The sequence below is a fragment of the Pseudomonas sp. TAA207 genome (genome assembly GCF_001529285.1).
GTDB classification, from domain to species: domain Bacteria; phylum Pseudomonadota; class Gammaproteobacteria; order Pseudomonadales; family Pseudomonadaceae; genus Aquipseudomonas; species Aquipseudomonas weihenstephanensis.
In genome coordinates, this window is record NZ_LLWJ01000060.1 from 64,833 (window position 1) to 89,649 (window position 24,817).

The 24,817-nt window shown below is 56.2% G+C and carries 18 protein-coding genes, 1 other RNA gene and 2 pseudogenes; 12 read left to right on the forward strand and 9 right to left on the reverse strand.

Features of this window, described 5'->3' with window-relative positions:
- Window positions 1-20 precede the first annotated feature (20 nt).
- Complete coding sequence (recN, locus tag AP059_RS07260) at window positions 21-1,703, forward strand: DNA repair protein RecN (protein WP_059762586.1); 1,683 nt, start codon at window positions 21-23, stop codon at window positions 1,701-1,703.
- 95 nt (window positions 1,704-1,798) lie between these two features.
- On the opposite strand, the gene fur is transcribed toward recN, so the two are convergent.
- The gene (fur, locus tag AP059_RS07265) at window positions 1,799-2,212 is read right to left on the reverse strand and encodes a ferric iron uptake transcriptional regulator (RefSeq protein ID WP_003439580.1); all 414 of its coding nucleotides are present in this window, start codon (window positions 2,210-2,212) and stop codon (window positions 1,799-1,801) included.
- 98 nt (window positions 2,213-2,310) lie between these two features.
- On the opposite strand from fur, the gene AP059_RS07270 reads away from it, so the two are divergent.
- The gene (locus tag AP059_RS07270) at window positions 2,311-2,832 is read left to right on the forward strand and encodes an outer membrane protein assembly factor BamE (RefSeq protein ID WP_048365990.1); all 522 of its coding nucleotides are present in this window, start codon (window positions 2,311-2,313) and stop codon (window positions 2,830-2,832) included.
- 51 nt (window positions 2,833-2,883) lie between these two features.
- On the opposite strand, the gene AP059_RS07275 is transcribed toward AP059_RS07270, so the two are convergent.
- Genes AP059_RS07275 through AP059_RS07285 form a run of 3 tightly spaced genes read right to left on the reverse strand, consistent with a single transcriptional unit; the run spans window position 2,884 to window position 5,042 of the window.
- The gene (locus AP059_RS07275) at window positions 2,884-3,204 is read right to left on the reverse strand and encodes an RnfH family protein (RefSeq protein WP_059762589.1); all 321 of its coding nucleotides are present in this window, start codon (window positions 3,202-3,204) and stop codon (window positions 2,884-2,886) included.
- Window positions 3,197-3,631 (reverse strand): type II toxin-antitoxin system RatA family toxin, encoded by a 435-nt coding sequence (locus AP059_RS07280; RefSeq protein WP_048365988.1) that lies wholly within the window; start codon window positions 3,629-3,631, stop codon window positions 3,197-3,199. The genes AP059_RS07275 and AP059_RS07280 overlap by 8 nt, the downstream gene beginning before the upstream one ends.
- A 7-nt stretch (window positions 3,632-3,638) precedes the next feature.
- On the reverse strand, window positions 3,639-5,042 hold the full coding sequence (locus AP059_RS07285; RefSeq protein ID WP_059762591.1) for a sodium-dependent transporter: 1,404 nt from the start codon (window positions 5,040-5,042) through the stop codon (window positions 3,639-3,641).
- Between the two features lie 116 nt (window positions 5,043-5,158).
- Between AP059_RS07285 and smpB the strand changes: the two genes are divergently transcribed.
- Complete coding sequence (gene smpB, locus AP059_RS07290) at window positions 5,159-5,641, forward strand: SsrA-binding protein SmpB (RefSeq protein WP_048365986.1); 483 nt, start codon at window positions 5,159-5,161, stop codon at window positions 5,639-5,641.
- Window positions 5,642-5,789: 148 nt separating this feature from the next.
- Here the strand turns inward: smpB and AP059_RS07295 are convergent, their stop codons facing one another.
- Complete coding sequence (locus tag AP059_RS07295) at window positions 5,790-6,557, reverse strand: GntR family transcriptional regulator (RefSeq protein WP_048365985.1); 768 nt, start codon at window positions 6,555-6,557, stop codon at window positions 5,790-5,792.
- Window positions 6,558-6,815: 258 nt separating this feature from the next.
- Here AP059_RS07295 and AP059_RS07300 point away from each other — a divergent pair, with 258 nt between their 5' ends.
- The 9 genes and pseudogenes from AP059_RS07300 to AP059_RS07340 all read left to right on the forward strand — a co-directional run bounded on the left by AP059_RS07300 (window position 6,816) and on the right by AP059_RS07340 (window position 16,988).
- A complete protein-coding gene (locus AP059_RS07300) occupies window positions 6,816-8,510 on the forward strand; it encodes a lactate permease LctP family transporter (RefSeq protein ID WP_048365984.1) in 1,695 nt (564 codons plus the stop codon).
- Between the two features lie 111 nt (window positions 8,511-8,621).
- Complete coding sequence (locus tag AP059_RS07305; protein ID WP_059762593.1) at window positions 8,622-9,446, forward strand: (Fe-S)-binding protein; 825 nt, start codon at window positions 8,622-8,624, stop codon at window positions 9,444-9,446.
- A complete protein-coding gene (locus AP059_RS07310; RefSeq protein ID WP_059762595.1) occupies window positions 9,443-10,903 on the forward strand; it encodes a LutB/LldF family L-lactate oxidation iron-sulfur protein in 1,461 nt (486 codons plus the stop codon). The genes AP059_RS07305 and AP059_RS07310 overlap by 4 nt, the downstream gene beginning before the upstream one ends.
- Entirely contained in the window at window positions 10,900-11,571 is a 672-nt protein-coding gene (locus AP059_RS07315) for a LutC/YkgG family protein (RefSeq protein WP_059762597.1), read from the forward strand. The genes AP059_RS07310 and AP059_RS07315 overlap by 4 nt, the downstream gene beginning before the upstream one ends.
- Complete coding sequence (locus AP059_RS07320) at window positions 11,568-14,378, forward strand: FAD-binding and (Fe-S)-binding domain-containing protein (RefSeq protein ID WP_059762599.1); 2,811 nt, start codon at window positions 11,568-11,570, stop codon at window positions 14,376-14,378. Before AP059_RS07315 ends, AP059_RS07320 begins: the two co-directional genes overlap by 4 nt.
- Window positions 14,379-14,635: 257 nt before the next feature.
- Window positions 14,636-14,926 (forward strand): hypothetical protein, encoded by a 291-nt coding sequence (locus AP059_RS07325; RefSeq protein WP_059762600.1) that lies wholly within the window; start codon window positions 14,636-14,638, stop codon window positions 14,924-14,926.
- Between the two features lie 72 nt (window positions 14,927-14,998).
- Window positions 14,999-15,390: a transfer-messenger RNA gene (gene ssrA / locus AP059_RS07330) on the forward strand.
- Window positions 15,391-15,577: 187 nt separating this feature from the next.
- Window positions 15,578-15,805: pseudogene (locus tag AP059_RS07335) on the forward strand (integrase arm-type DNA-binding domain-containing protein); the annotation flags it as partial.
- A gap of 102 nt (window positions 15,806-15,907) precedes the next feature.
- A pseudogene (locus tag AP059_RS07340) lies at window positions 15,908-16,988 on the forward strand (IS3 family transposase).
- 130 nt (window positions 16,989-17,118) lie between these two features.
- On the opposite strand, the gene AP059_RS07345 reads toward AP059_RS07340, so the two are convergent.
- The 4 genes from AP059_RS07345 to AP059_RS07360 are packed head-to-tail and all read right to left on the reverse strand — an operon-like array spanning window position 17,119 to window position 24,574.
- The gene (locus AP059_RS07345; RefSeq protein ID WP_082706769.1) at window positions 17,119-18,030 is read right to left on the reverse strand and encodes a restriction endonuclease; all 912 of its coding nucleotides are present in this window, start codon (window positions 18,028-18,030) and stop codon (window positions 17,119-17,121) included.
- A 27-nt stretch (window positions 18,031-18,057) separates the two neighbouring features.
- Window positions 18,058-21,258, reverse strand: coding sequence for a type I restriction endonuclease subunit R (locus tag AP059_RS07350; protein WP_059762604.1), 3,201 nt, complete (start codon window positions 21,256-21,258; stop codon window positions 18,058-18,060).
- The gene (locus tag AP059_RS22680) at window positions 21,258-22,601 is read right to left on the reverse strand and encodes a restriction endonuclease subunit S (RefSeq protein ID WP_059762605.1); all 1,344 of its coding nucleotides are present in this window, start codon (window positions 22,599-22,601) and stop codon (window positions 21,258-21,260) included. The genes AP059_RS07350 and AP059_RS22680 overlap by 1 nt, the downstream gene beginning before the upstream one ends.
- Window positions 22,598-24,574: a type I restriction-modification system subunit M gene (locus AP059_RS07360; RefSeq protein WP_059762607.1), complete on the reverse strand. Its 1,977-nt coding sequence runs from the start codon at window positions 24,572-24,574 to the stop codon at window positions 22,598-22,600. The genes AP059_RS22680 and AP059_RS07360 overlap by 4 nt, the downstream gene beginning before the upstream one ends.
- Window positions 24,575-24,817: the final 243 nt, after the last annotated feature.

Consider the following 24,817-nt stretch of genomic DNA (forward strand, 5'->3'; position numbering starts at 1 on the left):
TACGTTTTGGAGCGGCTCCTATGCTGGTGCACCTGTCCGTACACAATTACGCCATCGTTGAACACCTCGATCTTGAACTCGATCGCGGAATGAGTGTAATCACTGGCGAAACCGGCGCCGGTAAATCGATCATGCTCGACGCACTGGGACTAACCCTGGGCGACCGCGCAGACAGTGGTGTAGTCCGCCCCGGAGCCGAAAAAGCGGACATCCTGGCCAGCTTCGACTTGCAGGAAATCCCCGAGGCACGGGCCTGGCTGGCCGAGCGCGACCTCGACAACGATGGCCTATGCATTCTGCGCCGCGTGATTACCAGTGAAGGTCGTTCGCGCGGGTACATCAACGGCACACCATGCCCTCAAGGCGACTTAAAAGCCTTGGGCGAATTGCTGATCGATATCCACAGCCAGCATGAACACCAGTCACTGCTAAAACCCGACACTCATCGCCGACTACTCGACGAATATGCGGGCGCCACCGATCTCGCTCGCCAGGTTCAGCTCGCCGCACAACGCTGGCGCCAGACCAAGCAAGAGTTCGAACATCTCTCCAACTCAGGCGAGCAACAACAAGCGCGCCACCAGCTGCTCAGCTACCAGCTTGAAGAGCTCGAAAATCTGGCACTTGCCGAAAACGAGCTGGAAGAACTGGAGCAGGAACACAAAAACCTGACCAATTCCGAAACCCTGCTCACCATCTGCCGCCAGGTTGTCGAGCAGTGCAGCGAAAGCGATTCTGGCAATGTGCTCAACGCCCTGACTGTCAGCCTGAATCGGCTGTCCAGCGTTAACAACAATGCCAGCGCCTTGAATGAAGCCTCTGATCTACTGGCAAGTGCACAGATTCAAGTCGAAGAGGCCGTCGGCGAGCTTAATCGCTTCCTTGATCATTTCGATGCAGACCCGCGGCGCTTGCAGTATTTAGAAGAACGACTGGATTCCATTTATACAATGGCGCGCAAACACCGCGTCCAGCCCGCTGATGTATGCGCTTTGCAGCAAAAACTGATGGATGAACTCGAAACGCTCAATGCCAATGATGAGTCCATCGAACGACTGGCGAATGAACTGACGGCTTACGCTCGTCACTATCAAGAATGTGCGCGCGAACTCAGCAACCTGCGCACTCAAGCAGCCACACGCTTAGGCAGCGCTGTTGAAGAAGAGATTCAGCGCCTGGGCATGCCCGGTGGCCGTTTCGTGATCGAACTCAAATCGCAAAGCAGCAGCGACCCGATGCCCTACGGCCTTGAACACGTCGAACTGCTGGTGAGTGCAAACCCGGGTCAGCCACTCAAAGCCTTGGCAAAAGTGGCATCTGGCGGCGAACTGTCACGCATCAGCCTGGCCATTCAGGTCATCACCGCACAAACCTCTCGCGTACCGACCCTTGTTTTCGACGAAGTGGATGTGGGGATTGGTGGCCCAACGGCAGAAATTGTCGGCCAGTTGCTACGCCGTTTGGGCGAGCGGGGCCAAGTATTAACCGTGACGCACTTGCCGCAAGTCGCCGCGCAATGCCATCAGCATCTATTTGTGCACAAGGTCCGCGACAGCGAAGCCACGCGCACGGCGGTGTCAAAACTCAGCCAAAAAGAACGCGTAGAAGAAGTCGCTCGCATGCTGGGAGGCATCGACCTGACCAAAGAGTCCTTGGCGCACGCCAAGAAAATGGTCGTCAGTGCAAAAAACCAGGCAGCTTAGCGACGAACGGTTAACACACTAGACCGAGAGAAAGCACGAAGGCGACCCTAAGGTCGCCTTCGATCGTTTCACGAACCGCAATTCGTGTGACTTGCTTACTTGGTTTTCTTACGTACGTAGAGCACCAAGTTGTGGTCTACCAACTCAACACCGTGTTTGGCAGCGATCGCATGCTGGAGCTTTTCAATGTCTTCGTCGAAAAACTCAATCACTTCGCCACTGTCCACGTTGACCATATGGTCGTGGTGGCCACCGTCGGCATCCGCCAACTCAAACACAGCATGACCGCCATCAAAATTGTGGCGAATCACCAGCCCAGCAGACTCGAACTGAGTCAGTACACGGTAAACCGTGGCCAGACCGACGTCCTCGCCAGCTTGCATGAGAGCCTTGTAAACATCCTCGGCGCTCATGTGACGCTGCTCAGCAGAATCAAGCATTTGCAGAATTTTGACTCGTGGCAGAGTCACCTTAAGTCCGGCCTTACGTAGTTCGCTATTTTCAACCATGGTTAGCTTTCTCGCGGAAGCCGCTTCGCAGCTTCTCTTAATACGGGTATGATCGGCGTTTACGTTGTCCCAGCCAAGATAGTGGAAGTCGCCCACCGATGCAAAACACCAAGCTCTTGCTAACCAGTTTCACCTTTGTGGGACTGCTCGCACTCGCCGGTTGTTCATTCCCCGGGGTTTACAAAATCGACATCCAGCAGGGCAATGTCGTCACGCAGGACATGATAAACCAGTTACGCCCGGGAATGACCCGTCGGCAAGTGCGGTTTATCATGGGGAACGCCCTGCTGACCGATACATTCCATCCGGATCGTTGGGATTATTTGTATAGCCTGCAACCAGGCGGCGGTGAACGCCAACAGGAACGCGTCAGCGTGTTCTTCAACCAAAATGACCAGCTCGTCAGCTTGTCAGGTGATTTCATGCCTGGTGTAAGCCGAGACGAAGCGATTCTTGGTAAAGACGGTGGCTCCAACGTGACCACACCGGCTGCTCCGACCGAGAAGAGCGAAGTTCCAGCCAAGCCTGGTTCGCTGCTTGATCAAATCCAGAAGGATGTCGACGGGGTCGAAACAGTGCCCGTGCCGACGCCAGAACCACTGGATACCACCGAACAATAATCGTTCGGTACAAAAAAGCCCGGCATGCCGGGCTTTTTGTTGCCTGCAAAACTACGACGACTGATTCAACCGCTTAATCTCAGCCGCCCTGGCTGCACGCTGGCGACGAATTTCTTTGGGATCAGCCAGCAACGGTCGATAAATTTCGATTCGATCCCCCGCCTGCAACAACCGTTCTTCGGGATCGCTAACCTGCTTACCGAAAATTCCGACAGGGCAACTCGCCAGATCCAACTCGGGAAAATCAGCATTCAACCCCGACGCCAACACCGCTGCACGTACGGTGGTGCCTTCGGCAACAGTCATCTCCAACAGACGCTGACGTTCAACGGCGGCATACACCACTTCAATGGTAATCACCGGCTTAGCCATACAACTGCTTGGCACGCTGGCAAAAGGCGTCCACCAACGTATTTGCCGCCTGATTGAACAGCGGACCCAGCGTTGTTCTTATGATTGATCCGGCGTAGTCAAACGACATGTCCAAACTGATCTTGCAGGCCTTTTCGCCCAAGGGTTTGAAGACCCAAACACCGTGCAACTGCTTGAACGGGCCTTCTTCAAGATTCATCTCAATCGACTGGCCCGGCACCAGGGTATTGCGCGTCACAAAGTGCTGGCTCAAGCCCCCCTTTGCCACCCCCAAACTGGCGCGCATCAGCACTTCAGTGCTTTCAATAATTTCGGCAGAAGAGCACCACGGCAGAAACTCCGGGTACTTGGCCACATCGTTGACCAAGTCATACAGGGCCTGCGCAGGGTAAGGCAGCAAGGCGGAGCGTTGAATATGGGTAGTCATGTCAGCGTTACTTCCACAGCTGGGCGGCAAACACAATCAGAATGCCGAGTGGCGCCACATAGCGCATCAAAAAAAGAGTCAGGGCGAACAGTACCGGGCTGCGCATCGACAACTCGTCGCGCACGGCGCCACGGCCCATGATCCAGCCCGCAAAGACTACAAAACACAGCCCGCCCAAGGGGAGCATGATACGCGAGGTAAGGAAATCGACGACACCAAAGAAGTCCAAACCCTGCTCCGCTCCCCATTGGTAGAGGCGAAAGCCTGATTCTTCGTTCACAAAAAACTTGGCCTGCTTCCAGATATTGAACGAGAAAACTGTGCCCAAACCAACAAACCAGCAGCTAAACGCTAGCCAAAACGTGACCCAAAGCCGCCGCACCTTAGTGCGCTCAACCAAATAAGCCACCATCGGTTCCAGCAAGGAAATCGCAGAGCTCCAGGCCGCAACAGCGACCAAAACGAAAAACACCACGCCCATCAATTGGCCGAACGCCACGTTACCGAAGGCGAATGGCAACGTCACAAACATCAGCCCCGGGCCTTCACTCGGGTTAAGTCCTGATGCAAATACAATTGGAAACAATGCCAGGCCAGCCAGCAATGAGACAAACGTATCAATCAACGCTACGCCCACCACCGTGCTGGATATCGATGCATTCTTCGGCATATAGGCGCCATAGATCATGATCGACCCCACGCCCACGCTCAGTGAAAAGAACGCATGGCCCATCGCAGCCAGCAATCCATCCATAACGCGGTCCGGGTTGAAGTCGAACATAAAATGCACGCCCTCCATAAAATGCCCCGTGGTCATGCTGTAACCCAGCAATACCAATAGCAACACAAACAGGATGGGCATCATGATCCGCAAACTGCGCTCAAGCCCCGCCACTACACCTTTAGCAATGACAAAAGCTGAAAGCAGCATGAACGCGGTGTGCCAGAACGTCAGACGCCAGGGATCAGAAATAACCTTGCCAAAATAAGCACCCACCTGATCGGCCGTCGTGCCCTGGAAGTCGCCTTTGCCCATATTGATGATGTAATCCAGCGACCAGCCACCGACCACGCTGTAAAAAGAAAGAATCAGCAACGCCGTGATCATCCCGGCGAAGGCCCACCAGGACCAACGCCCCGAATGCCCCGCCTGGAGCGCCAGCACCTTCAAGGCGTTAGCCGGACTTAGCCGCGCGCGACGCCCGATCAACGTCTCGGCCAGCATGACCGGCACACCGATCAGCGCGATACACGCCAAAAACACCAACACAAATGCGCCACCACCGTAGACGCCAACCATGTAAGGGAATTTCCAAATACTGCCCAAACCAACGGCAGAACCGGTCGCAGCGAGAATAAAGACCCAACGGCTTGCCCAACTGCCGTGGACAGAAACCTTGTCTGTCGACATCGTTACTACGCCCAACCGATAAAAAAGAGCGCGCATTGTCCGGGATTCAACCTACGTGCTCAAGCACGCAGGTGCCCGTAGCCGACTTGCTCGCAACTGCCTATAATGCCGCCCCTATGGCTAAACAAAAGAAACACCCCACAGGGACCATCGCGCAGAATAAAAAGGCGCGACACGATTACTTCATCGAACATCGGTTCGAGGCTGGTCTGGTCCTGGCCGGCTGGGAAGTAAAAAGTCTGCGTGCAGGCAAAGCACAGCTGGTCGACAGCTATGTGCTTCTCAAGGACGGTGAAGCCTGGTTGCTCGGCAGCCACATCGCCCCTTTGACGACCGCCAGCACGCACGTTATTGCCGACCCCACGCGCAGCCGCAAACTGTTGCTCAACAAGCGCGAGCTTGAAAAGCTGTTTGCCGCGGTACAGCAGAAGGGTTACGCCTGCGTCTGCCTCTCGATTTACTGGAGCAAGCACTTGATCAAGTGCGAAATTGCCCTGGGTAAAGGCAAGAAGGAATACGACAAGCGCCATACCGAACGCGAGCGCGATTCTGATCGTGAGCTACAGCGTGCGGTGCGCAACAAGGGCAAGGAAGACTAGCTCCAAGCCCCCCGTAGCAGCTGCCGTGCTCTGCGAGGCTGCGTTCGGTCGCGAAGCGATCGTAAATGCTGAAGACACGACCTTAGAGAAAGTTCGTGTTCACCGGCTTTACGACGACTCCGTCGCCGGACGCAGCCTTCGGCAGCTATTACAACCCATTACGCCGCTCGGCCCGCGCTGTGCGCTGAACCTCCTGACGCACCTCCTCCAACACTTCCTGCACATACATCAGATGGCGGCTGGCCACTTCCCGCGCATCCTCTGCCCGCCCCTCAATAATCGCCAGGTACAACTCGCGATGCTGACTGATCAGCATGTCGCGCGTTTCGCTGCGCTGCTTGTACATCCCGCCAATGTTGGTCACCACGTTGCGCTTTAGCAGGTCAAACAACCCGCGAATGGTGTGCAGCAACACCGCGTTATGACTGGCCTCGGCAATGGCCAAATGGAAGCTTGCATCCGCCTCGCCCTCCTCGGCACGACTGACCTCGTCAACCCGCGCATAACAATCCTGCAAGCGCTCAAATGCAAGGCGCAGCCGATCACGATCCACCTCTGTGGCGCGCAAAGCCGCATAAAACGCACATGACGCCTCTAGCGTATGACGAAACTCAAGCAAGTCGCGTTGCGCTTCAGGGTTGCTTTCCAGCAATTGCAGCAACGGATCACTGAACGTCGATCCAAGTGAAGTCGCCACATAATTGCCGCCACCCTGACGACTGACCAGCAACCCCTTGGCTGATAGTTTTTGAATCGCTTCGCGCAACGACGGGCGCGATACACCGAATCGTTCGGCCAAGGCACGCTCAGCTGGCAAGCGCTCACCGGACTTCAATGTGCCCTCAAGGATCATGCCCTCAAGCTGCTCGACAATATCGTCAGACAAACGGCGCTGACGAATTTGATCAAACCCCATAACGCTCTCCATCCTCCCGGCCACGTGCCGGGGCCGCCATTCTCGCTGATTAGCGCGCTTCAGACACCTGCCAGAAGCATTAACAAACACCCCATCAGATTCGCCAGTAACGTTTTGTCAGACAAAAGATTTAGGGCGGCAAATTGACACACCCCACATAAGGCTTTTAACCTACCCGACAGCGACTGTAAATTGGTAATACCAATTACCCAGACGCGACCAGCAGCAACGACCAATAACAATTAGGGGCCACCCCATATGCAAACCTGGCAACAGCTCTATAGTCCGCTCGGCAGCCTCGGCTTGTCCGCACTCGCCGCCGTCATCCCGATCGTGTTCTTCTTTCTGGCCTTGGCCGTGTTCCGTCTCAAAGGACATGTCGCCGGCAGCATCACCCTCGCCCTGTCGATTCTGGTGGCTATTTTTGCCTTCCAGATGCCTGTCGACATGGCTTTTGCAGCAGCGGGCTATGGATTTGCCTACGGCCTCTGGCCAATCGCCTGGATCATCGTGGCCGCGGTGTTCCTCTACAAGCTGACGGTAAAAAGCGGCCAGTTCGAAATTATCCGCAGTTCGGTCCTGTCGATCACTGACGACCAACGCTTGCAGGTGCTGTTGATCGGTTTTTGCTTCGGCGCCTTCCTGGAAGGTGCAGCCGGATTCGGCGCACCAGTAGCGATTACGGCCGCCCTGCTCGTAGGCTTGGGGTTCAACCCACTGTATGCCGCGGGCCTGTGCCTGATCGCCAACACCGCCCCCGTCGCGTTCGGCGCACTGGGCATCCCGATCATTGTGGCTGGCCAAGTGACAGGCATTGACGCGTTCAAGATCGGCGCCATGGCAGGCCGTCAACTGCCGCTGCTGTCGCTGTTCGTGCCGTTCTGGTTGGTGTTCATGATGGACGGCCTGCGCGGCGTGCGTGAAACGTGGCCAGCCGCGCTGGTGGCGGGGCTAAGCTTCGCTGTGACCCAGTACTTCACCTCGAACTACATTGGCCCCGAGCTGCCGGACATTACCTCTGCCCTCGCCAGCCTGGTCAGCCTGACGCTGTTTCTGAAAATCTGGCAACCAAAACGCACCGCAGGCGCGCAGATTGCAGGCGTGGCCTCTGATGTTGTCGTGACGGCCAACCCGGGCGGTTTCGGCAAACCAGCCAATCTGCTGGCATCGCCTTACAGCCTGTTGCAGATCCTGAAAGCGTGGTCCCCGTTCCTGATCCTGACGGTTCTGGTCACCATCTGGACGCTTAAACCGTTCAAAGCCCTGTTCTCGGCAGGCGGTTCGATGTACGGCTGGGTGTTCAACTTCGCGATCCCGCACCTTGATCAACTGGTGATCAAAACCGCACCGATCGTAAATGCACCGACTGCGATTGCAGCTGTTTTCAAACTTGATCCGATCTCCGCCACCGGCACCGCTATTTTCTTCTCGGCCTTGATCTCGATGCTGATCCTGAAAATCGACATCAAAACGGGTCTGACCACTTTAAAAGAAACATTCTTCGAACTGCGCTGGCCCATCCTGTCCATCGGTATGGTGCTGGCGTTCGCATTTGTAACTAACTACTCCGGCATGTCTTCGACCATGGCGTTGGTGCTGGCTGGCACGGGCGCTGCGTTCCCGTTCTTCTCGCCTTTCTTGGGCTGGCTGGGCGTATTTCTGACAGGCTCGGACACCTCGTCCAACGCCCTGTTCAGCTCGTTGCAAGCCACCACCGCACACCAGATTGGTGTCAGCGACACCCTGATGGTGGCCGCCAATACCAGCGGCGGCGTAACCGGCAAAATGATTTCACCCCAATCGATTGCCGTGGCGTGTGCGGCCACCGGCCTGGTGGGTAAAGAATCCGACCTGTTCCGTTTCACCCTGAAACACAGCCTGTTCTTCGCCACCATCGTGGGGTTGATCACGCTCGCGCAAGCCTACTGGTTCACCGGCATGCTGGTGCACTGATACGCGCTATGGTTACAGCACGTTAATGGCGCCGGGGCTGCCCCGGCGTCAGTAATTCACTACCCGGTCCACACCCGTGGACACATAACCGGGACCACCCGGAGACGCCTGATGAGCGAGCTTTTCTACAACGCCGTGCCCAACGCGACCCGTGTCGCCCCGCCCCTCCCTACACCTCGTATTTACCCCACGCAAAAACCACATAAGGTGTACCTGTTCGGCACCTGCGTGGTCGACCTGTTCTTCCCGGAAGCCGGCATGGACGCGATCCACCTGCTAGAGCGCGAAGGCATTGCTGTCGACTACCCGCAAGGTCAAAGCTGCTGCGGACAACCCGCCTATACCTCCGGTTACACCGATCAGGCGCGCGAAGTCGCACGCGCACAGCTCGCCTTGTTTACCGAGAGCTACCCCGTTGTCGTGCCGTCCGGCTCATGCGCGGGCATGCTGCGCGAACACTATGAAGACCTGTTCAAAGACGAACCTGAGACGTTGCAACGCGTGCATGCCTTGGCTGAGCGTACTTTCGAACTCACCGAATTCCTGCTGTACGTGTGCAAGGTTCAATTCAAAGACCACGGCGCCCCGGTCAAGGTGGCGCTGCACACGTCTTGCTCGGCCCGCCGTGAAATGAACACCCACCTGCACGGCCGCGAAATGCTGGCGCAATTAGCGAATGTGGAACGCATCGACCACAGCCACGAAAGTGAATGCTGCGGCTTTGGTGGAACATTCAGCGTGCGCATGCCGGATATTTCCGGTGCGATGGTGGCTGACAAAACCCGCTCCCTGATTGAAACCGGTGCGCATCAAGTACTCACCGCTGACTGCGGTTGCTTGATGAACATCAACGGCTCACTGGAAAAACAGAAACAATCCCTGCGCGGTCAGCATCTGGCCAGTTTCCTGTGGCAGCGCACCGGAGGTGAACAATGAGCACCGGCACACTGATTCCGACCGTTGCAGTGGAAGAAGACTTCCGCGAGCGCGCCCATGAAGCCTTGGCTGACAAACAACTGCGCAATAACTTTCGCAGCGCCATGGATTCTCTGATGACCAAACGCGCCGTGGCCTTCAGCGACGCCCACGAGCGCGAGCACCTACGGGCACTGGGCAATGCAATCCGTGCCCGCGCCTTATCCAAACTGCCAGACCTGCTTGAACAGCTCGAAGCCAACCTGACCCGTAACGGCGTGCACGTTCACTGGGCTGAAACGGTCGAACAAGCCAACGACATCGTGCTCTCGATTGCACGCCGCCGCGCCGCCAAGCAGGTGATCAAAGGCAAGTCGATGGTCAGCGAAGAAATGGAGATGAACCATGTCCTGGGTGCTCAAGGCATTGAATGCCTCGAATCCGACATGGGTGAGTACATTGTTCAACTGGATAACGAAAAACCGTCCCACATCATCATGCCCGCGATCCATAAAAACGCCGGGCAAGTAGCCGACTTGTTTCACGAAAAACTCGGTGTGGACTACACCAAAGATGTCGACCAACTGATCCAGATTGGTCGGCGTGTACTGCGACAAAAATTCTTTGAAGCAGATATCGGCGTCTCAGGCGTCAACTTCGCGGTGGCCGAAACCGGCACCCTGCTACTGGTGGAAAACGAAGGCAACGGGCGCATGTCGACCACCGTTCCACCGGTGCACATTGCCGTCACCGGAATCGAGAAGGTAGTCGAGAACCTGCGTGATGTGGTCCCACTGCTCTCGCTATTGACCCGCTCTGCGCTCGGCCAGCCGATCACGACTTACGTCAACATGATCTCTGGGCCACGTAAGCCCGGCGAGCTAGACGGTCCTGAAGAAGTGCATTTAGTGCTGCTGGACAACGGCCGCAGCCAGGCATTTGCCGACAGTGAACTGCGCCAAACCCTCAATTGCATTCGTTGTGGCGCTTGCATGAACCACTGCCCGGTTTACACACGCATTGGCGGTCATGCCTACGGCGAGGTGTACCCCGGCCCTATCGGCGCAATTATCACGCCGCACATGGTGGGGCTGGCCAAGGTGCCGGATCACCCTAGCGCTTCGTCGCTGTGCGGAGCGTGCGGGGAAGTCTGTCCGGTCAAGATCCCGATTCCTGCTCTGTTACGCCGCCTGCGTGAAGAAAACGTCAAAGCGCCCACCACCCAACCTCGCATCATGCGCGGTCAGGGCAGCAAGTATTCACGCAAAGAACGCTTCATCTGGAACGCCTGGGCCAAGCTCAACAGCTCACCCAACCTGTACCGCTTGTTCCTCAAGGCCGCCACTCGCTTGCGCGCATTGACGCCGAACAAGGTAGGACCCTGGACCCAAAACCACAGCGCCCCTAAACCCGCCGCCCGTTCGTTGCACGACATGGCCCGCGAGCACTTGGCGAAACAGTCGGGAGATCAGTCATGAGCGCTAAGCAAAATATCCTCAACAAACTGCGCAACAGCCTGACGGGCACTACACCCGTGGCTGACAACTTCGACGAACAATTGGTGACCCAGCCCTGGACGTACACGCTTGAACAGCGCATCCCCCAACTGCGTAAGTTGATGGAAGCCGTGCACACGGAAATCCACCTCAGCACCGAACACGACTGGCCTGCGCTGCTGGCCCAGCTGATTACAGATCGCCAGCTACCGAGTTTGCTGATTGCTCCGTCGACGCCCCACGGACAGAAAGTTACCGCGCACTGGGCGCAGAACCCGACGCTAGCGACACTCAAAGCCTACGATCGGCCGGTGGAGGAATGGAAAGACGAGTTGTTCAACGACACGCCCGCCAGCTTGACCACTACGTTGGGCGCGATCGCGGCCACGGGTAGCCTGATCATGTGGCCGACAGCCGAAGAGCCGCGCCTGATGAGCCTTGTGCCACCGGTGCATTTCGCCCTGCTGAAAGCCAGCGAAATTCGCGACAACTTCTATCAGGTGCAACGTGAAATGAACTGGTCCGCCGGCATGCCGACCAATGCCTTGCTGGTGTCCGGCCCTTCTAAAACCGCTGACATTGAACAAGTCCTGGCTTACGGTGCCCACGGTCCGAAAGACCTGGTGCTGTTAATTCTGGAGGATGCATGAGCCTGCCCGTAGCCTTTGTGCGTGATGCTGAGCGACTGATCCCACCCGATCGTCGCTTCACTGACGCGCTGTCGACGCTGGCCTTTGGCACCGATGCGAGCTTTTATCGCTTGATCCCAAAGCTGATCATCCGCGTCGAGTCCGAAGACGAAGTGGTTGAACTGCTGCACTTGGCGCGCCGCGACCAGGTTTCAGTCACCTTCCGTGCTGCCGGCACCAGCTTGTCCGGCCAAGCCATCAGCGACTCCGTACTGATCGTGCTCGGCGATAACTGGAACGCTAAAGAAATTCGCGGCCAAGGCACTCAAATCCGCCTGCAACCCGGTGTGATTGGCGCACAAGCCAATGCCTGGCTCGCACCGTACGGGCGTAAGATCGGTCCTGACCCGGCCTCGATCAACGCCTGCAAAATTGGCGGCATCGTCGCCAATAACGCCAGTGGCATGTGCTGCGGCACCGCGCAAAACACTTATCACACCCTGGCGGGCATGCGCGTAGTGCTGGCCGACGGTACGCGTATCGACACCGAAGACGCCGCTAATGTCGCCGACTTTCGCCAAAGCCACGGCCCGTTACTGGAACAGCTTGCGACCCTGGCCCGCGAGACCCGCGCCAACACTGATTTGGCTGCGAAAATCCGCCACAAATACCGTCTGAAAAACACCACCGGGTTGTCACTCAACGCCCTGGTGGATTTTGACGACCCGCTGGATATCCTCAGCCACCTACTGGTGGGCAGCGAAGGAACGCTGGGGTTTATCAGCTCGGTGACTTACGACACCGTCATTGATCACCCGAACAAAGCCTCGGCGTTGATCGTATTCCCGGACGTCGAAACTTGCTGTAACGCTGTGACCGTACTGAAAAGCCAACCCGTGTCTGCCGTTGAACTTCTCGATCGCCGCAGCCTGCGCTCAGTACAAGACAAACCCGGCATGCCTGCTTTCGTACAACAACTGTCGGCTAATGCCTGCGCCCTGCTGATCGAGTCCCGCGCCGCTACGCAGACGTTGTTGCACGAACAATTGGCGCACATCATGGGTTCGCTGTCGGCATTCCCTGTCGAGAAACAAGTCGACTTCACCGAAGATCCAGCCGAAAACGCCAAGCTGTGGGCCATTCGCAAAGACACCTTCCCGGCAGTCGGCGCGGTACGTAAAACCGGCACAACAGTGATCATCGAAGACGTGACCTTCCCTGTCGAACAACTGGCCATCGGCGTCAATCGCCTGATTGAGCTGTTCGACAAACATCACTATGAAGAAGCGATCCTGTTCGGCCACGCGCTTGAAGGCAACCTGCACTTTGTTTTCACCCAGGGCTTCAATAGCCCGCAAGAAGTGGCACGGTATCAGGCGTTCATGGATGACGTGGCGCAGTTGGTGGCCGTGGAATTTGGTGGTTCCCTCAAAGCGGAACACGGCACCGGTCGCAACATGGCGCCCTTTGTAGAACTGGAGTGGGGCAGCGACGCGTATCAACTCATGTGGGCACTTAAACGCCTGCTCGACCCGCAAGGCATTCTCAACCCGGACGTGGTACTCAGCGAAGACCCGCAAATCCACCTCAAACACTTGAAGCCCCTGCCTGCCGCCGACGAGATTGTGGATAAGTGCATCGAGTGCGGATTTTGCGAGCCGGTGTGCCCGTCCAAAGGACTGACGCTCAGCCCCCGACAGCGAATAGTGATCTGGCGCGACATACAGGCGAAAAAACGCGCAGGCGTGGATACCCGCGAACTGGAAAAAGCCTACGAATACCAAGGCATCGATACCTGCGCCGCGACCGGTTTATGCGCGCAACGTTGCCCGGTAGGGATTAACACTGGAGAACTGGTCAAAAAACTGCGCGCTCGCGAGGCAACTCACCTCAAAACGGCCGACTGGCTGGGCACCCATTTTCCGACCACGCTACAAGGCGCCCGCTTTACCCTGCACGTGGCCAACGGTGCGCGCATGTTACTGGGCGCGCCGCGCCTAACCAAACTATCGGCGACGCTCACCAAGGCCAGCAAAGGACGAGTCCCGCTGTGGACCAACGCCATGCCGCAACCCGAGCGGGCCATTCGCTTCAGCCCGCCGGTGAAAGATGCACGACCACGCGTGGTGTACCTCGCGGCATGTGTATCCCGCGTCATGGGGCCCGCGGCAGGCGACAGCGAGCAAATGTCACTGCTGGATAAAACCCGTGGCTTGCTGGAAAAAGCCGGTTACCAAGTGGTCTTCCCGGACAACCTGGACAGCCTGTGTTGCGGTCAGCCATTCGCCTCCAAGGGCTACGCCGAACAAGCCGAACACAAACGCCAGGAACTGATTGGCGCCCTACTGCACGCCAGCCGTGGCGGGCTTGACCCGATCTATTGCGACACTAGCCCGTGCACGTTACGCCTGGTGCAAGACCTGGGTGAAACGCGTCTCGACCTGTACGACCCGGTACGTTTCATTCGCACCCACCTTGTGGATAAGTTGCGCTTCACCCCGCAACAAGCTCCGATCGCCGTCCACGTTACGTGCAGCACGCAACACTTGGGCGAGAGTCAGGCACTGATCGACATCGCACGAATGTGCAGCACAGAAGTCGTGATCCCGGAAGGCATTCACTGTTGCGGTTTCGCGGGCGACAAAGGGTTCACCACGCCAGAGCTGAACGCCCATTCGCTGCGCAGCTTAAAAGACGCCGTGCAGCATTGCAGCGAAGGGATTTCCACCAGTCGCACGTGCGAGATTGGCCTGACGCAACATGGCGGCATTGACTACCACGGCTTGGTGTATTTGGTCGATCGCGTGACGGCGGCCAAATCGCTGTAACGCCACGTAGTCGGTATGTCGCTGCCAAAGGCTGCGCGCTTCTCAAATGAAAAGCTCACAGCCTGTGGCAACGACTACCCCAGACAATGCAGGTTCTGCGCACCTTTTTTGAGCATAAAAAAACTAATCCAATGATGGCCAAATAAAAGCAGAACCCTTGAGCACAGCTATAGTCAATTGGCTTAAGGCCCCACTGTTTGGGGTATAAAACCGAGCCCGCAAACACCGGGCCTCATCTGTGCACAAGGAGTTTTCCCATGAAGCGTACCGCTCTTGCTGGCCTGTTTATCACTGCTGCAATGTTGGCTTCTCCCGTATTTGCGGCCGAACCGGCTAAAGATGATCTGTGCTCCATCAACCTGCAAAAGATCAACGATGCGATGGCAACGTCTGGCCAAACCAGCGAAAACACCAATGACAACCTCAAAGCCGCTTATGACAAAGCCGTGGCTGAAAAAGAGAGCGGCAACGACAAAGAATGCATTTCTATCACCACCCAAGAGTTGCAGCGCATTCAAAACATCAACAAGGGTGGTGAAGGCAAATAAGCCTTGAGGTTGGCCTTCTGCGCAGGATTGGCGTAGACTGCGCTGGCTTGCTGGTTACACACAGCAGGCATCGGGGCCGTTTAGGATTCGACGCCGGTTGCGAAACTCTAGGTGCATGCCGAGTTGGTAACAGAACTCGTAAATCCACTGTTGCAACTTTCTATAGTTGCCAATGACGAAACCTACGAGGGTCAAGCTCTCGCAGCGTAAGCTGCCTTAGCCATCCTCCTGGTACCTTCGGGTCCAGCAATCACTAGGGGATGCCTGTAAACCTGAAGTGATTGTCATATAGAACAGGATCGCCGTGCAGTACGTTGTGGACGAAGCGGCTAAAACTTACACAACTCGCCCAAAGCACCCTGCCCTTCGGGTCGCTGAGGGTTAACTTAATAGAAACGGCTAAGCATGTAGTACCGACAGCGGAGTACTGGCGGACGGGGGTTCAAATCCCCCCGGCTCCACCAACTCAACATCTAAAGACGTCCACGGACGTCTTTTTTTGTGCCTGAAATCCAGTGAATACGGGGATTTAAGGGCTGCGGAGGGCTTTCCAGGTTTTTTGAGTTCCAGGCGCTTTGGTATTCCCAATGGTATTCCCGGCTACCCAGCGCTAATCTTGGGAATACCGAAAGGTGTCATGGAGTACTTCTTATGTGCGCTCAAACCACCCGCCTCTCCGACCGCCAGCTCAAGGCGGTCAAACCGAAAGACAAGGATTACATCCTCACTGATGGCGACGGGCTCCAACTGCGAGTCAGGGTCAATCACTCGATGCAGTGGAACTTCAACTATCGACATCCCGTAACCAAGAACCGAATCAACATGGCACTCGGATCATATCCCGAGGTTTCTCTTGCGCAAGCCAGGAAGAAAACCGTTTAGGCCAGAGAGCTGCTTGCACAAGGCATCGACGGTAATCCCCCTGAAATAAGTACGCATCAGAAGTAGAATTTTCTCCTGACCGGATCAAGGAAATTTTGCGTGAAAACATCGCGTTTTTCAGACAGCCAAATCATCGCCATCCTCAAGCAATCCGAGGCTGTAACTCCAGCGCCAGAGCTGTGCCGTGAGCATTGCATCAGTTCGGCCACGTTCTATAAGTGGCGCACCACGTTCGGCGGCATGGACGCCTCGCTGATGACCCGTTTGCGTGAGCTGGAGGAAGAGAATCGACGGCTTAAAAAATGTACGCCGAAGAGCGCCTTAAAGCCGAAATCATCCAGGAAGCCATGGCAAAAAAGTGGTGAAGCCATCGCGACGACGAGAGATGGCGCAGCAAGTGGTTCGTTCAGGTCGGTGCAATATCAAGTTGGCGTGCCTTGTTTTCAGAGTCAGCCTCACGTGCTATCGCCATCAGCCGCGTTTGGCGCCTGAAAATGCTGAGATCGCCGACAAACTGATCCAGCTCACCCACAACCAGCATAACTGTGGGGTTGGCTTGTGCTTCTTGTATCTGCACAACGTCAAGGGTCATAGCTGGAACCACAAGCGTGTGTATCGTTTCTACCGCGAACTGGAGCTGAATCTGCGTATCAAGCCACGCAAGCGCATCGTGCGCGAGAAGCCTGAGCCGCTGGCCGTTCCTGCAGCCACCAATCAGTGCTTGTCGATGGATTTCATGCACGATCAATTGGCCGATGGGCGCAGTTTTCGGGTATTCAATCTGATTGACGACTTCAACCGTGAATCCCTGAGTATGGAAATTGATTTGTCGCTACCGGCAGAGCGTGTTGTCGAGCGCTGAACCAGGTTATTGAATGGCGCGGGAAACCACAGACAATCCACAGTGATAACGGCCCCGAGTTTATCAGCACCAAACTCACTGGATGGGCAGAGAAGCAGGGCATTCGATATGGAATTTATTCAGCCGGGCAACCCGCAACAAAACGCCTACGTCGAGCGCTATAACGTACGTTACGACTGGCTGGGCCATTACTTGTTTGAGTCGATAACTGAAGTTCAGGACTACGGCACGAGCTGGATCTGGACATACAATCACGAGCGACCGAATATGGCCCTCGGCGGCATCACCCCTAAACAGAAGTTGGCCCTGGCGGCCTGACCTCTATTTCTGACGTGTATTAGAAATGGGGGATTACCTTTTGTCTGATAGTGAGGACGTTTTTTGATGCTTGACCAGACCCTGGCCTGCGCGCATCCGACCGGCCTAATCTGCTCACCCGCCTTGCTGATCACTCCCCTGCGAAGTAATCACTGTCTAGCTGTTTCACTTCATACACCTGCTTAACGCTCACGCCCAAGTTGTTTTCCACCATCAACCGCGCCAGCTCAATACCGTCGATCAGCACAACTTTGATATCCAGCCCCAGCGCTGCAGTGCGTGCTCCCTCGGAGAATTCTGAGGTGGTGATGAATACGCCCTTACGTGCACGTTGGCGGGTCAGTGCGCCGATAAACTTGTCGATCTCCGGACGATGCACTGTGTTGCTCCAGCGCTTGGCCTGCAGATAAATCACGTCGAGGCCAAGCTTGTCTTCCTTTATGATGCCGTCGATACCGTCATCGTTTGTCGCCTGGGTGGCTTTACCTGCCTCCTTGCGCGAACCGCCATACCCCATCGCTATCATCAGGTCGACCACCAACTGTTCAAAGAAGATGGGACTAGCTGCCCGGACTTGCTCCAACAGCTCGTCCGCAAGGGACTGCATCAGCGCCTGATGTGCATCCGCCAACTGCTCGTCCGGCGTGGTTTCTGCTCTATCAATGCTCATCACAACGGGTGTGTCAGCCGTTCGCGGTTTGGTCGTATGGAAGTCCGCAAACTCGGGGAACTGCTTCAGCCAGCTCACCGTGATGCGCGGCGGACCACTGGCCAGGGCCTCAAGGCCACGCGGCGTAATTTGCACCATGCCCTTTGTCGGAATGCACAGCAGACCAGCCTTATTCAGATAGGTACGAGCCCAGCCCACTCGGTTGTTGATCACCGTCTGCTGACCGGAAGGCAGGCGCTCCTTGCGTTCATCTTCGGTCAACTGAAACTGATCAGCTACCCGCTCGCGCAGCGTATTGAGCGGTAACGGCGCACCGTTCTGCACAGTATTCAGCACCGGGCGCATCACACTTTGAAAATCCGGAATTGCCACTGTTACTCCCTATTTTTAGCGGCCACTTCAGGCCCCGCCCACGCGGTTATCATCGAGGGCCGCTGCGGTCTTGAGCATCTTCAAAATTACCAGCGCAAACGCACGGCTCTTCGTCTCGTTATCCAGCACTTCCAGCGAGAGCTTTTCGTGATCGGTCATGGCGTCCAATACGGTGTCGAGGACGCGCTTGGGAAACAGGCCGTGCATCACTTGATCCACCGAGTGATTGTTCACTTGGGCCATCACATCTTCCTGACGGCTGATGCGCTGGGCGATGCCGGTGAGGAACTGCAACTGGTCGTCATCGCTCACTTCGGCACCGAAGATATCGTTAAGCGCCTCGATGATTTCTGACAAGCGCTTCTTTTCCGGGTCATGGGGCTTGCCGCTGCCCACGTCACTGCCAGGTTTTAGAGTGTACTCGCCGGTTTCCTCATTCAAGCGCAACTGGTGTTCAGCGCGCTTGCTCAGACGGTAATGGCTCAATTGAAGCTCGCCGACATCTACGTCGTCTTGTAGCAGGCGATCAACGCGCAGCAGCGGGTGCAAGTGCTTAGCGTACACGCACAGTTGCTCCAGTTCGCGATCCTCATAAGGCACGATCTGCGAAAGAAACTCGTACAGACGCACAAAGCTTTGCAGGTTTTTGCGGAACAGGTCGAGCTGATCCACCTGTTCGCCCGCTTCTTTCAAGGCGTGCTCGGCTTTTTTCAAGCCGCTACTGTCTCCATTGGCCTGGGCGATGCGTTTGTAATCCAGCGCTTGCTGGCGTGACTCAAGAGAGAAGGCATAACGCTTGGCAAAGCGCTCTTTGGCGGGTGCGCAGTAATAACTGAGCTTACTGGCCTGCGCCTTGGGGTCGAAGAAGGCTAAGGCAAACGCTTCAACTTCCTGCCAGTGGTAGATACCCTCGGCATCCAGTTTTTTCTGCAGGTCATAGATGATCTGCGGGTCGGTCACGTCGGTCAGCTCGGCCTTGGTGTAGTACGGCAAAAAGGCATCGAGAATATCCTGCGGCTCGTTGAAGAAGTCGAGGATGAAGGTTTCCTTGCTATCCCCGAAAGTGCGGTTCAATCGCGACAGCGTCTGCACGCAGTCTACGCCTTGCAGTTTTTTGTCCACATACATGGCGCACAGCTTGGGCTGATCGAAGCCAGTCTGATACTTGTTGGCCGCGATCATCACGTTGAAGTCTTGGGTGTCGAAAGCGTCTGCCAGATCGCGGCCATTCAGGCCAGCGTTGAGCAGGCTGCTGTTTTCCGTCACCTCTTCGGGGATCACCTCATCCGGTAATACGCTGCCGGAGAACGCCACCAGCGGATGCACATCGCTGTAACCCATTTGCTGCACATAAGCTTTTAAAGCCAACTGATAACGCACCGCTTCCTGACGGCTACTGGTGACGACCATGGCTTTGGCTTGGCCATTAAGCAGACCGCGGATATTGGCGCGGAAGTGCTCTACGATGACCTCTACCTTCTGGCTGATGTTGTACGGGTGTAAACGCACCCAACGCGCCAGCTTAATGCGTGCCTTTTTGCTGTCCACCTCATCGTCTTCGCCGTCGGGGTGCGCGATCTTCCAGGCAGTGCTGTAGGTGGTGTAGTTGCGCAGCACGTCGAGGATAAAACCCTCCTCGATGGCCTGGCGCATAGAGTACAAGTGAAACGCCTCCGGCTTGTTACTGGCACTGGCCGGTAGCGTCGGATCAGCCGGACGACCGAAAAGCTCCAGGGTCTTGGCTTTAGGCGTTGCGGTAAAGGCGTAATAGCTGATCCGCTCATTGGGTTGGCGCGCTTGCACGGCAGCATCCAGCAATTCTTCGGCGCTCACCTCTTCGGCTTCGAGCGCATCACTGCCGAGAATCTGTTTTAGCTTGCTGGCCGATGAGCCGGTTTGCGAGGAATGTGCTTCGTCGGCGATCACTGCATAGCGCCCGCTGGCCAGTTTGGGATATTTGTCCAGCGCATCAAACAACGCCGGGAAGGTCTGGATGGTGACGATGATGATGCGCGTCTGCTCAGCCAACGCCTCGGCCAGTTGCTCGGATTTGCTTTGGTTGCCGACATCACGGCTGATCGGTTTAACCACGCCTTGGGCGTGCTCGAACTGATAGATGGTGTTTTGCAACTGGCTGTCGAGCACCGTGCGGTCGGTGACCACGATCACCGAGTTGAAGAGACGCTGACCAGCATCGTCGTACAGCGAGGCCAGTTGATGCGCGGTCCAGGCGATGGAGTTGGACTTGCCCGAGCCGGCGCTGTGCTGGATCAAATAGCGCTTGCCCGGCCCTTCGGCGCGGGTGGTGTCGATAAGCTTATTGACCACTTCCCATTGGTGGTATCGGGGGAAGATCATGGTTTCTTTGGTCACCGGCGTGCCGTCGAAGCTTTCGCTGGTTTTTTTGTCCAAGTGCAGAAAGCGGCCCAGCACTTTGAGCCAGGCATCCGGTTGCAACAGGCGTTGCCACAGGTAGCCGGTGGCGTATTGGCTGTCGTCCTCAGGCATCGGATTGCCCGCACCACCTTCTGCGCTGCCGAGGTTGAACGGCAAGAAAAAGGTGTCTTTACCCGCCAGCTTGGTGGTCATCGCCACCTCATTCTGGCCCACGGCAAAGTGCACCAGCGCGCCGCGTTTGAAGGTCAGAAGTGGTTCGGGTTTTCGCGTCAGCGGGTCTTTGATCGGACGGTCATTGCGGTACTGGCGCTTGGCGTTTTCTACCGACTGCTTGAACTCGCTTTTCAGCTCCAGCGTGGCGGTGGGGATGCCGTTGACGAACAGCACCAGATCCAGCCGTGGATTGTAGCTCTGCTCGCTGCTACCAGCCTCGCGCGCATGCGGCGAGTAGGACACCTCCGGCACCACACGCAGACGGTTGCACTGGTAACGTTTGAGGGTGTCCGGGTTCATGCCGTGGTCGGGCTGGAAGCTGCACATCTCCACCTTCACCGCCGGCAGCTTAAAGCCATGGCGCAGCACATCCAGGGTTCCGCTCTGCTCCAGCTCGCGAACGAGCTTCTGCACCAGCACATCATTCGGGTTGTTCGGGTTGGCCTTGGCGAACTTGTCCCATCGCTCCGGCCAGGCGTCCTTGAAATAACCCAGCACATCCTCGGTATACAGCGCCGTGCGCCGGTCATAGCCGCTGGCTGTGCCGACTAGCCAACCTTGGGCGGCCAGGGCGTCGATGACGTCCTGCTGGAATTGCGCTTCCTTGCTGTCCGCCATTACACGGCCTCTTGTTCTAATTCTGGGGTGGATGCGCTGGCCGGTAGCTGCCATCCGCGTACGTCGATTTTGCCGGTGACAGCGGCGGAGATAAGGGCGGAGCGGCGTTCTTGGAGAAATTCGACGGTTGAAGTAGCTAGATTAACTAGCTCTTCGTGAGCTACGCGGCCTTCATTCAAAACTGAAAGAATCTCTTTTTGCTCAGCAACCGAAGGGATTGGCAAAGCAAGACTCATGACATTGCTTGCTGATATGGAGGCCAAGTTAGTGCTTTGCTTGGAGTTCAAGAAAAAGTAACTGCGTGCTTGATCGCACTGCGTAAACGCAGTCAACCATTCTGCTGAGAGCAAATCATTCGGGCGAATAGCAAATACGTGATTTTGGTGAAGACAAGGCTCTATCTGCCCTTGCCAAACAGTTCCGCGGCCTAGCTTGTCGTTATCCCCGCCTTCGTTCATAAGCACATCACCTGAACGCAGGCTATAACGCTCAACTTCAGATTCAAGCACCGAAATTTCTTTGACCTCAGTGAGATCCACGAAACCGTTCTGCACATTGGCAACACGTAGGTAAGGCAGCGAAACGGTCTCGCGCCCCTCGTAATCTTTTCCTTTGGCGATGCCTCCCTGAATAGTTGCATACCAGCGCAGCGGACCAACAACCCAATGCGCCGGCACCTCGCCTAGCCAGTCCACGCCGGAGTCTTTCATCGGCACCGTGGAGTCGAGGCCTTTGGTGACGGCGTGGGAGATTACGGCCTGACGCTTTTCCTTGAGCAGTTCGATCAGCCGCTGCTGTTCTTCGATCAGCGCGTCGATGCGGGCGGTTTCGTGGTCAAGGAAGCGGGCGATTTGGGTTTGCTCAGCCTCAGAAGGAACGCCCAGCACAATATTCTTCATATCAGAAAAATTCGTACTCCAAAGGTCAGCAACTATTCCCTTGCCCCAACGGTAATACTCCTCCTGAAAAAGCGCGCTTCTGAATAAGTGATGAATAAATGGGCCGTGTAATCCAGTCGGGATCAATACGGTACAAATCAACGAGACTGATCCATCCAGTGGAGATAATCCGGAAGACCCCTTACGGTCGGAGCGGCTGTTGATAACAAAATCGCCAGCCAACACTTTCTTTCTATTGTCCCCATCCTGTGTTTTTGCGGCGCTTTCAAGCCGAGGAACAATCCCGTACTTGGTCACTGACAAAGGCTCGAACTCAGTATCACTGGCCCTTTCGCGGCGCTCATCGAAGTAATGGCCAAGACGCTTGAGTGCCCAGCTTTCAGGCACGTCACCTAACCAGATAAAGCCTGACGCCTTGTATTTCGGATAAGAGGGGAGCGTCATGCCGACAGCCCCTCGATCATCTGCTTGATGCGGTCGGTGCAAGCTTTTAGGTCGCGGTCAATATCGGCCAGCGGACGCGGCGGCTGGAACACGTAGAAGTGGCGGTTAAACGGAATCTCGAAGCCAACGATACCGACCTCGCCGTCCAGCACATCGGTCTTACTCACGTCGATCCAAGCATCCGGCACATGGGGGATAACTTCACGCTGGAAATAGTCGTACACCGACTCGCCCAGCGGCACGTTCTCGTAATCGCGCAGGCCAGTGTCCGCCTCTAGCTGGCCTTTGGTCATGCAGATATCAGCCTCAGAATCGCGTTCGCTCAGTGCATTTAGCAGTGCTTTCAGCTCCGGCGCGCTAATGCTGACGCCGTGTGCGGTCAGGGCTTTTTTCAGTAGCTTAGTGAATTGCTCGCGGTTGCGGTGTAGCACGCTGGCATCCATCGCTTGCAGGGCCACTATCAGTGGCTGCTGAGCAACGCTGCCAAGCTTTTGAATAGCCTTTTCTTCCATAACCGTGGTAATACGCTCTGCGCTGGCCTGGAAGTTCAAACGCAGCGGGCGCTCAACAGTAATGCGCCGGTAGCCGAAGGCGTCGATGGGGAAAATTTTGCTCTGTGCGCTGTGCTCGAAACTGCCATACAGGCGCACCAGCTCTATGATTTGATCTTCAGTGATGTACTGGCGCTTGCTGCCCAGCGACTTGCGCATTTTGGCGTAGTGCTTACTGCCGTCGATCAGTTGCACCTTGCCCTTGCGCGCAACCGCCTTGTGGTTGCTGAGGATCCACACATAGGTGGCGATGCCGGTGTTGTAGAACATGTCCGTTGGCAGCGCGACGATAGCTTCGACTAGGTCGTTTTGCAGCAGGTAGCGGCGAATCTCTGACTCACCCGAACCTGCGCCCCCGGTAAACAACGGCGAGCCATTTAGGATGATGCCAATGCGCGAGCCACCGTCACGCGGGTCACGCATTTTGCTGACCAAGTGCAGAAGAAACAGTAGCGAACCGTCGGAAACGCGCGGCAGGCCGGGGCCAAAGCGGCCGTCAAAACCTTTGTGGCTGTGCTCGTCTGTGATCTGCTTTTGTACTTTCTTCCACTCCACGCCGAACGGCGGGTTGCTGAGCATGAAGTCGAAGCGTTTGTCGGCCAGTTGGTCGTTGGACAGGGTGTTGCCGAGCTTGATGCTGGCTACGTCCTGGCCCTTGATCAGCATGTCCGCCTTGCAGATGGCATAGGACTCGGGGTTGAGCTCCTGGCCGTGCAGCGACACGCTGACCTTTTTGCTGATGGACTGGATGTACTCATCACCCTCAGACAGAAAGCCACCGGTGCCAGCAGTTGGGTCATAGATGGTGACGATGCTGTTGGCCGCGAGTTTGTGGTCCTGATCGGTGATCACCAGCGAGGTGGTGAGGTGCACGATATCGCGCGGGGTGAAGTGCTCCCCCGCGGTTTCGTTGGAGCTTTCTGCAAACTTGCGGATCAACTCTTCAAAGATGATGCCCATTCCGAAGTTGCTGATGAACTCGGGGCTCAAATCGGTTGCCGCGAAACGCTGCACCACTTGGTACAGCAGGTTGGCACTCTCCAGTTGTTGAACGAAATCTTCGAAGTGGAAGTGCTCGAAGATCTCGCGAGCGTCCTTGCTGAACGCTTGAACATAGCTCATCAAGTCGGAGGCGGTTTGGGTGTCGGACAGTGTGCCGAGGGTCAGCGGCGAGGCGTTGAAGAACTGCTGACCGGCAGCGCGCAGCAGAATCATCTCGCGCACAGTATCAGGACGACCTTCTTGGGCAAATGTCTGCTTGATTACCTCATCCTTGGTCGGGGCAAGTACGCACTCCATGCGCCGTAACAGGGTGAATGGCAGGATGATGCGGCCGTATTGCGATTGTTTAAAGTCACCGCGCAGCAGATCGGCAATGGACCAAAGAAACGCAGCCGTCTGGGAATGATTTTCCGTGTTCACGCAATAACTCCTTGGAGTACGAGCAAAGACGCAAGTTTACCCCGTCAAGCTGGTGGCATGGCACATGCCTTAGGGCTAAATTTCAATCTGTTACGACTGCTCTAAGGCGTTCACCACCCCCGACACTGGCTGGGCCGGCTCGTCCTTCAACTTCACTTAGCCATCGATATCGGGCGACTTCGGCTTTTTTCGATACAAGCACAACACGTTACAGCAGCCCTCTCTCCCACCACGCGCGCTCCT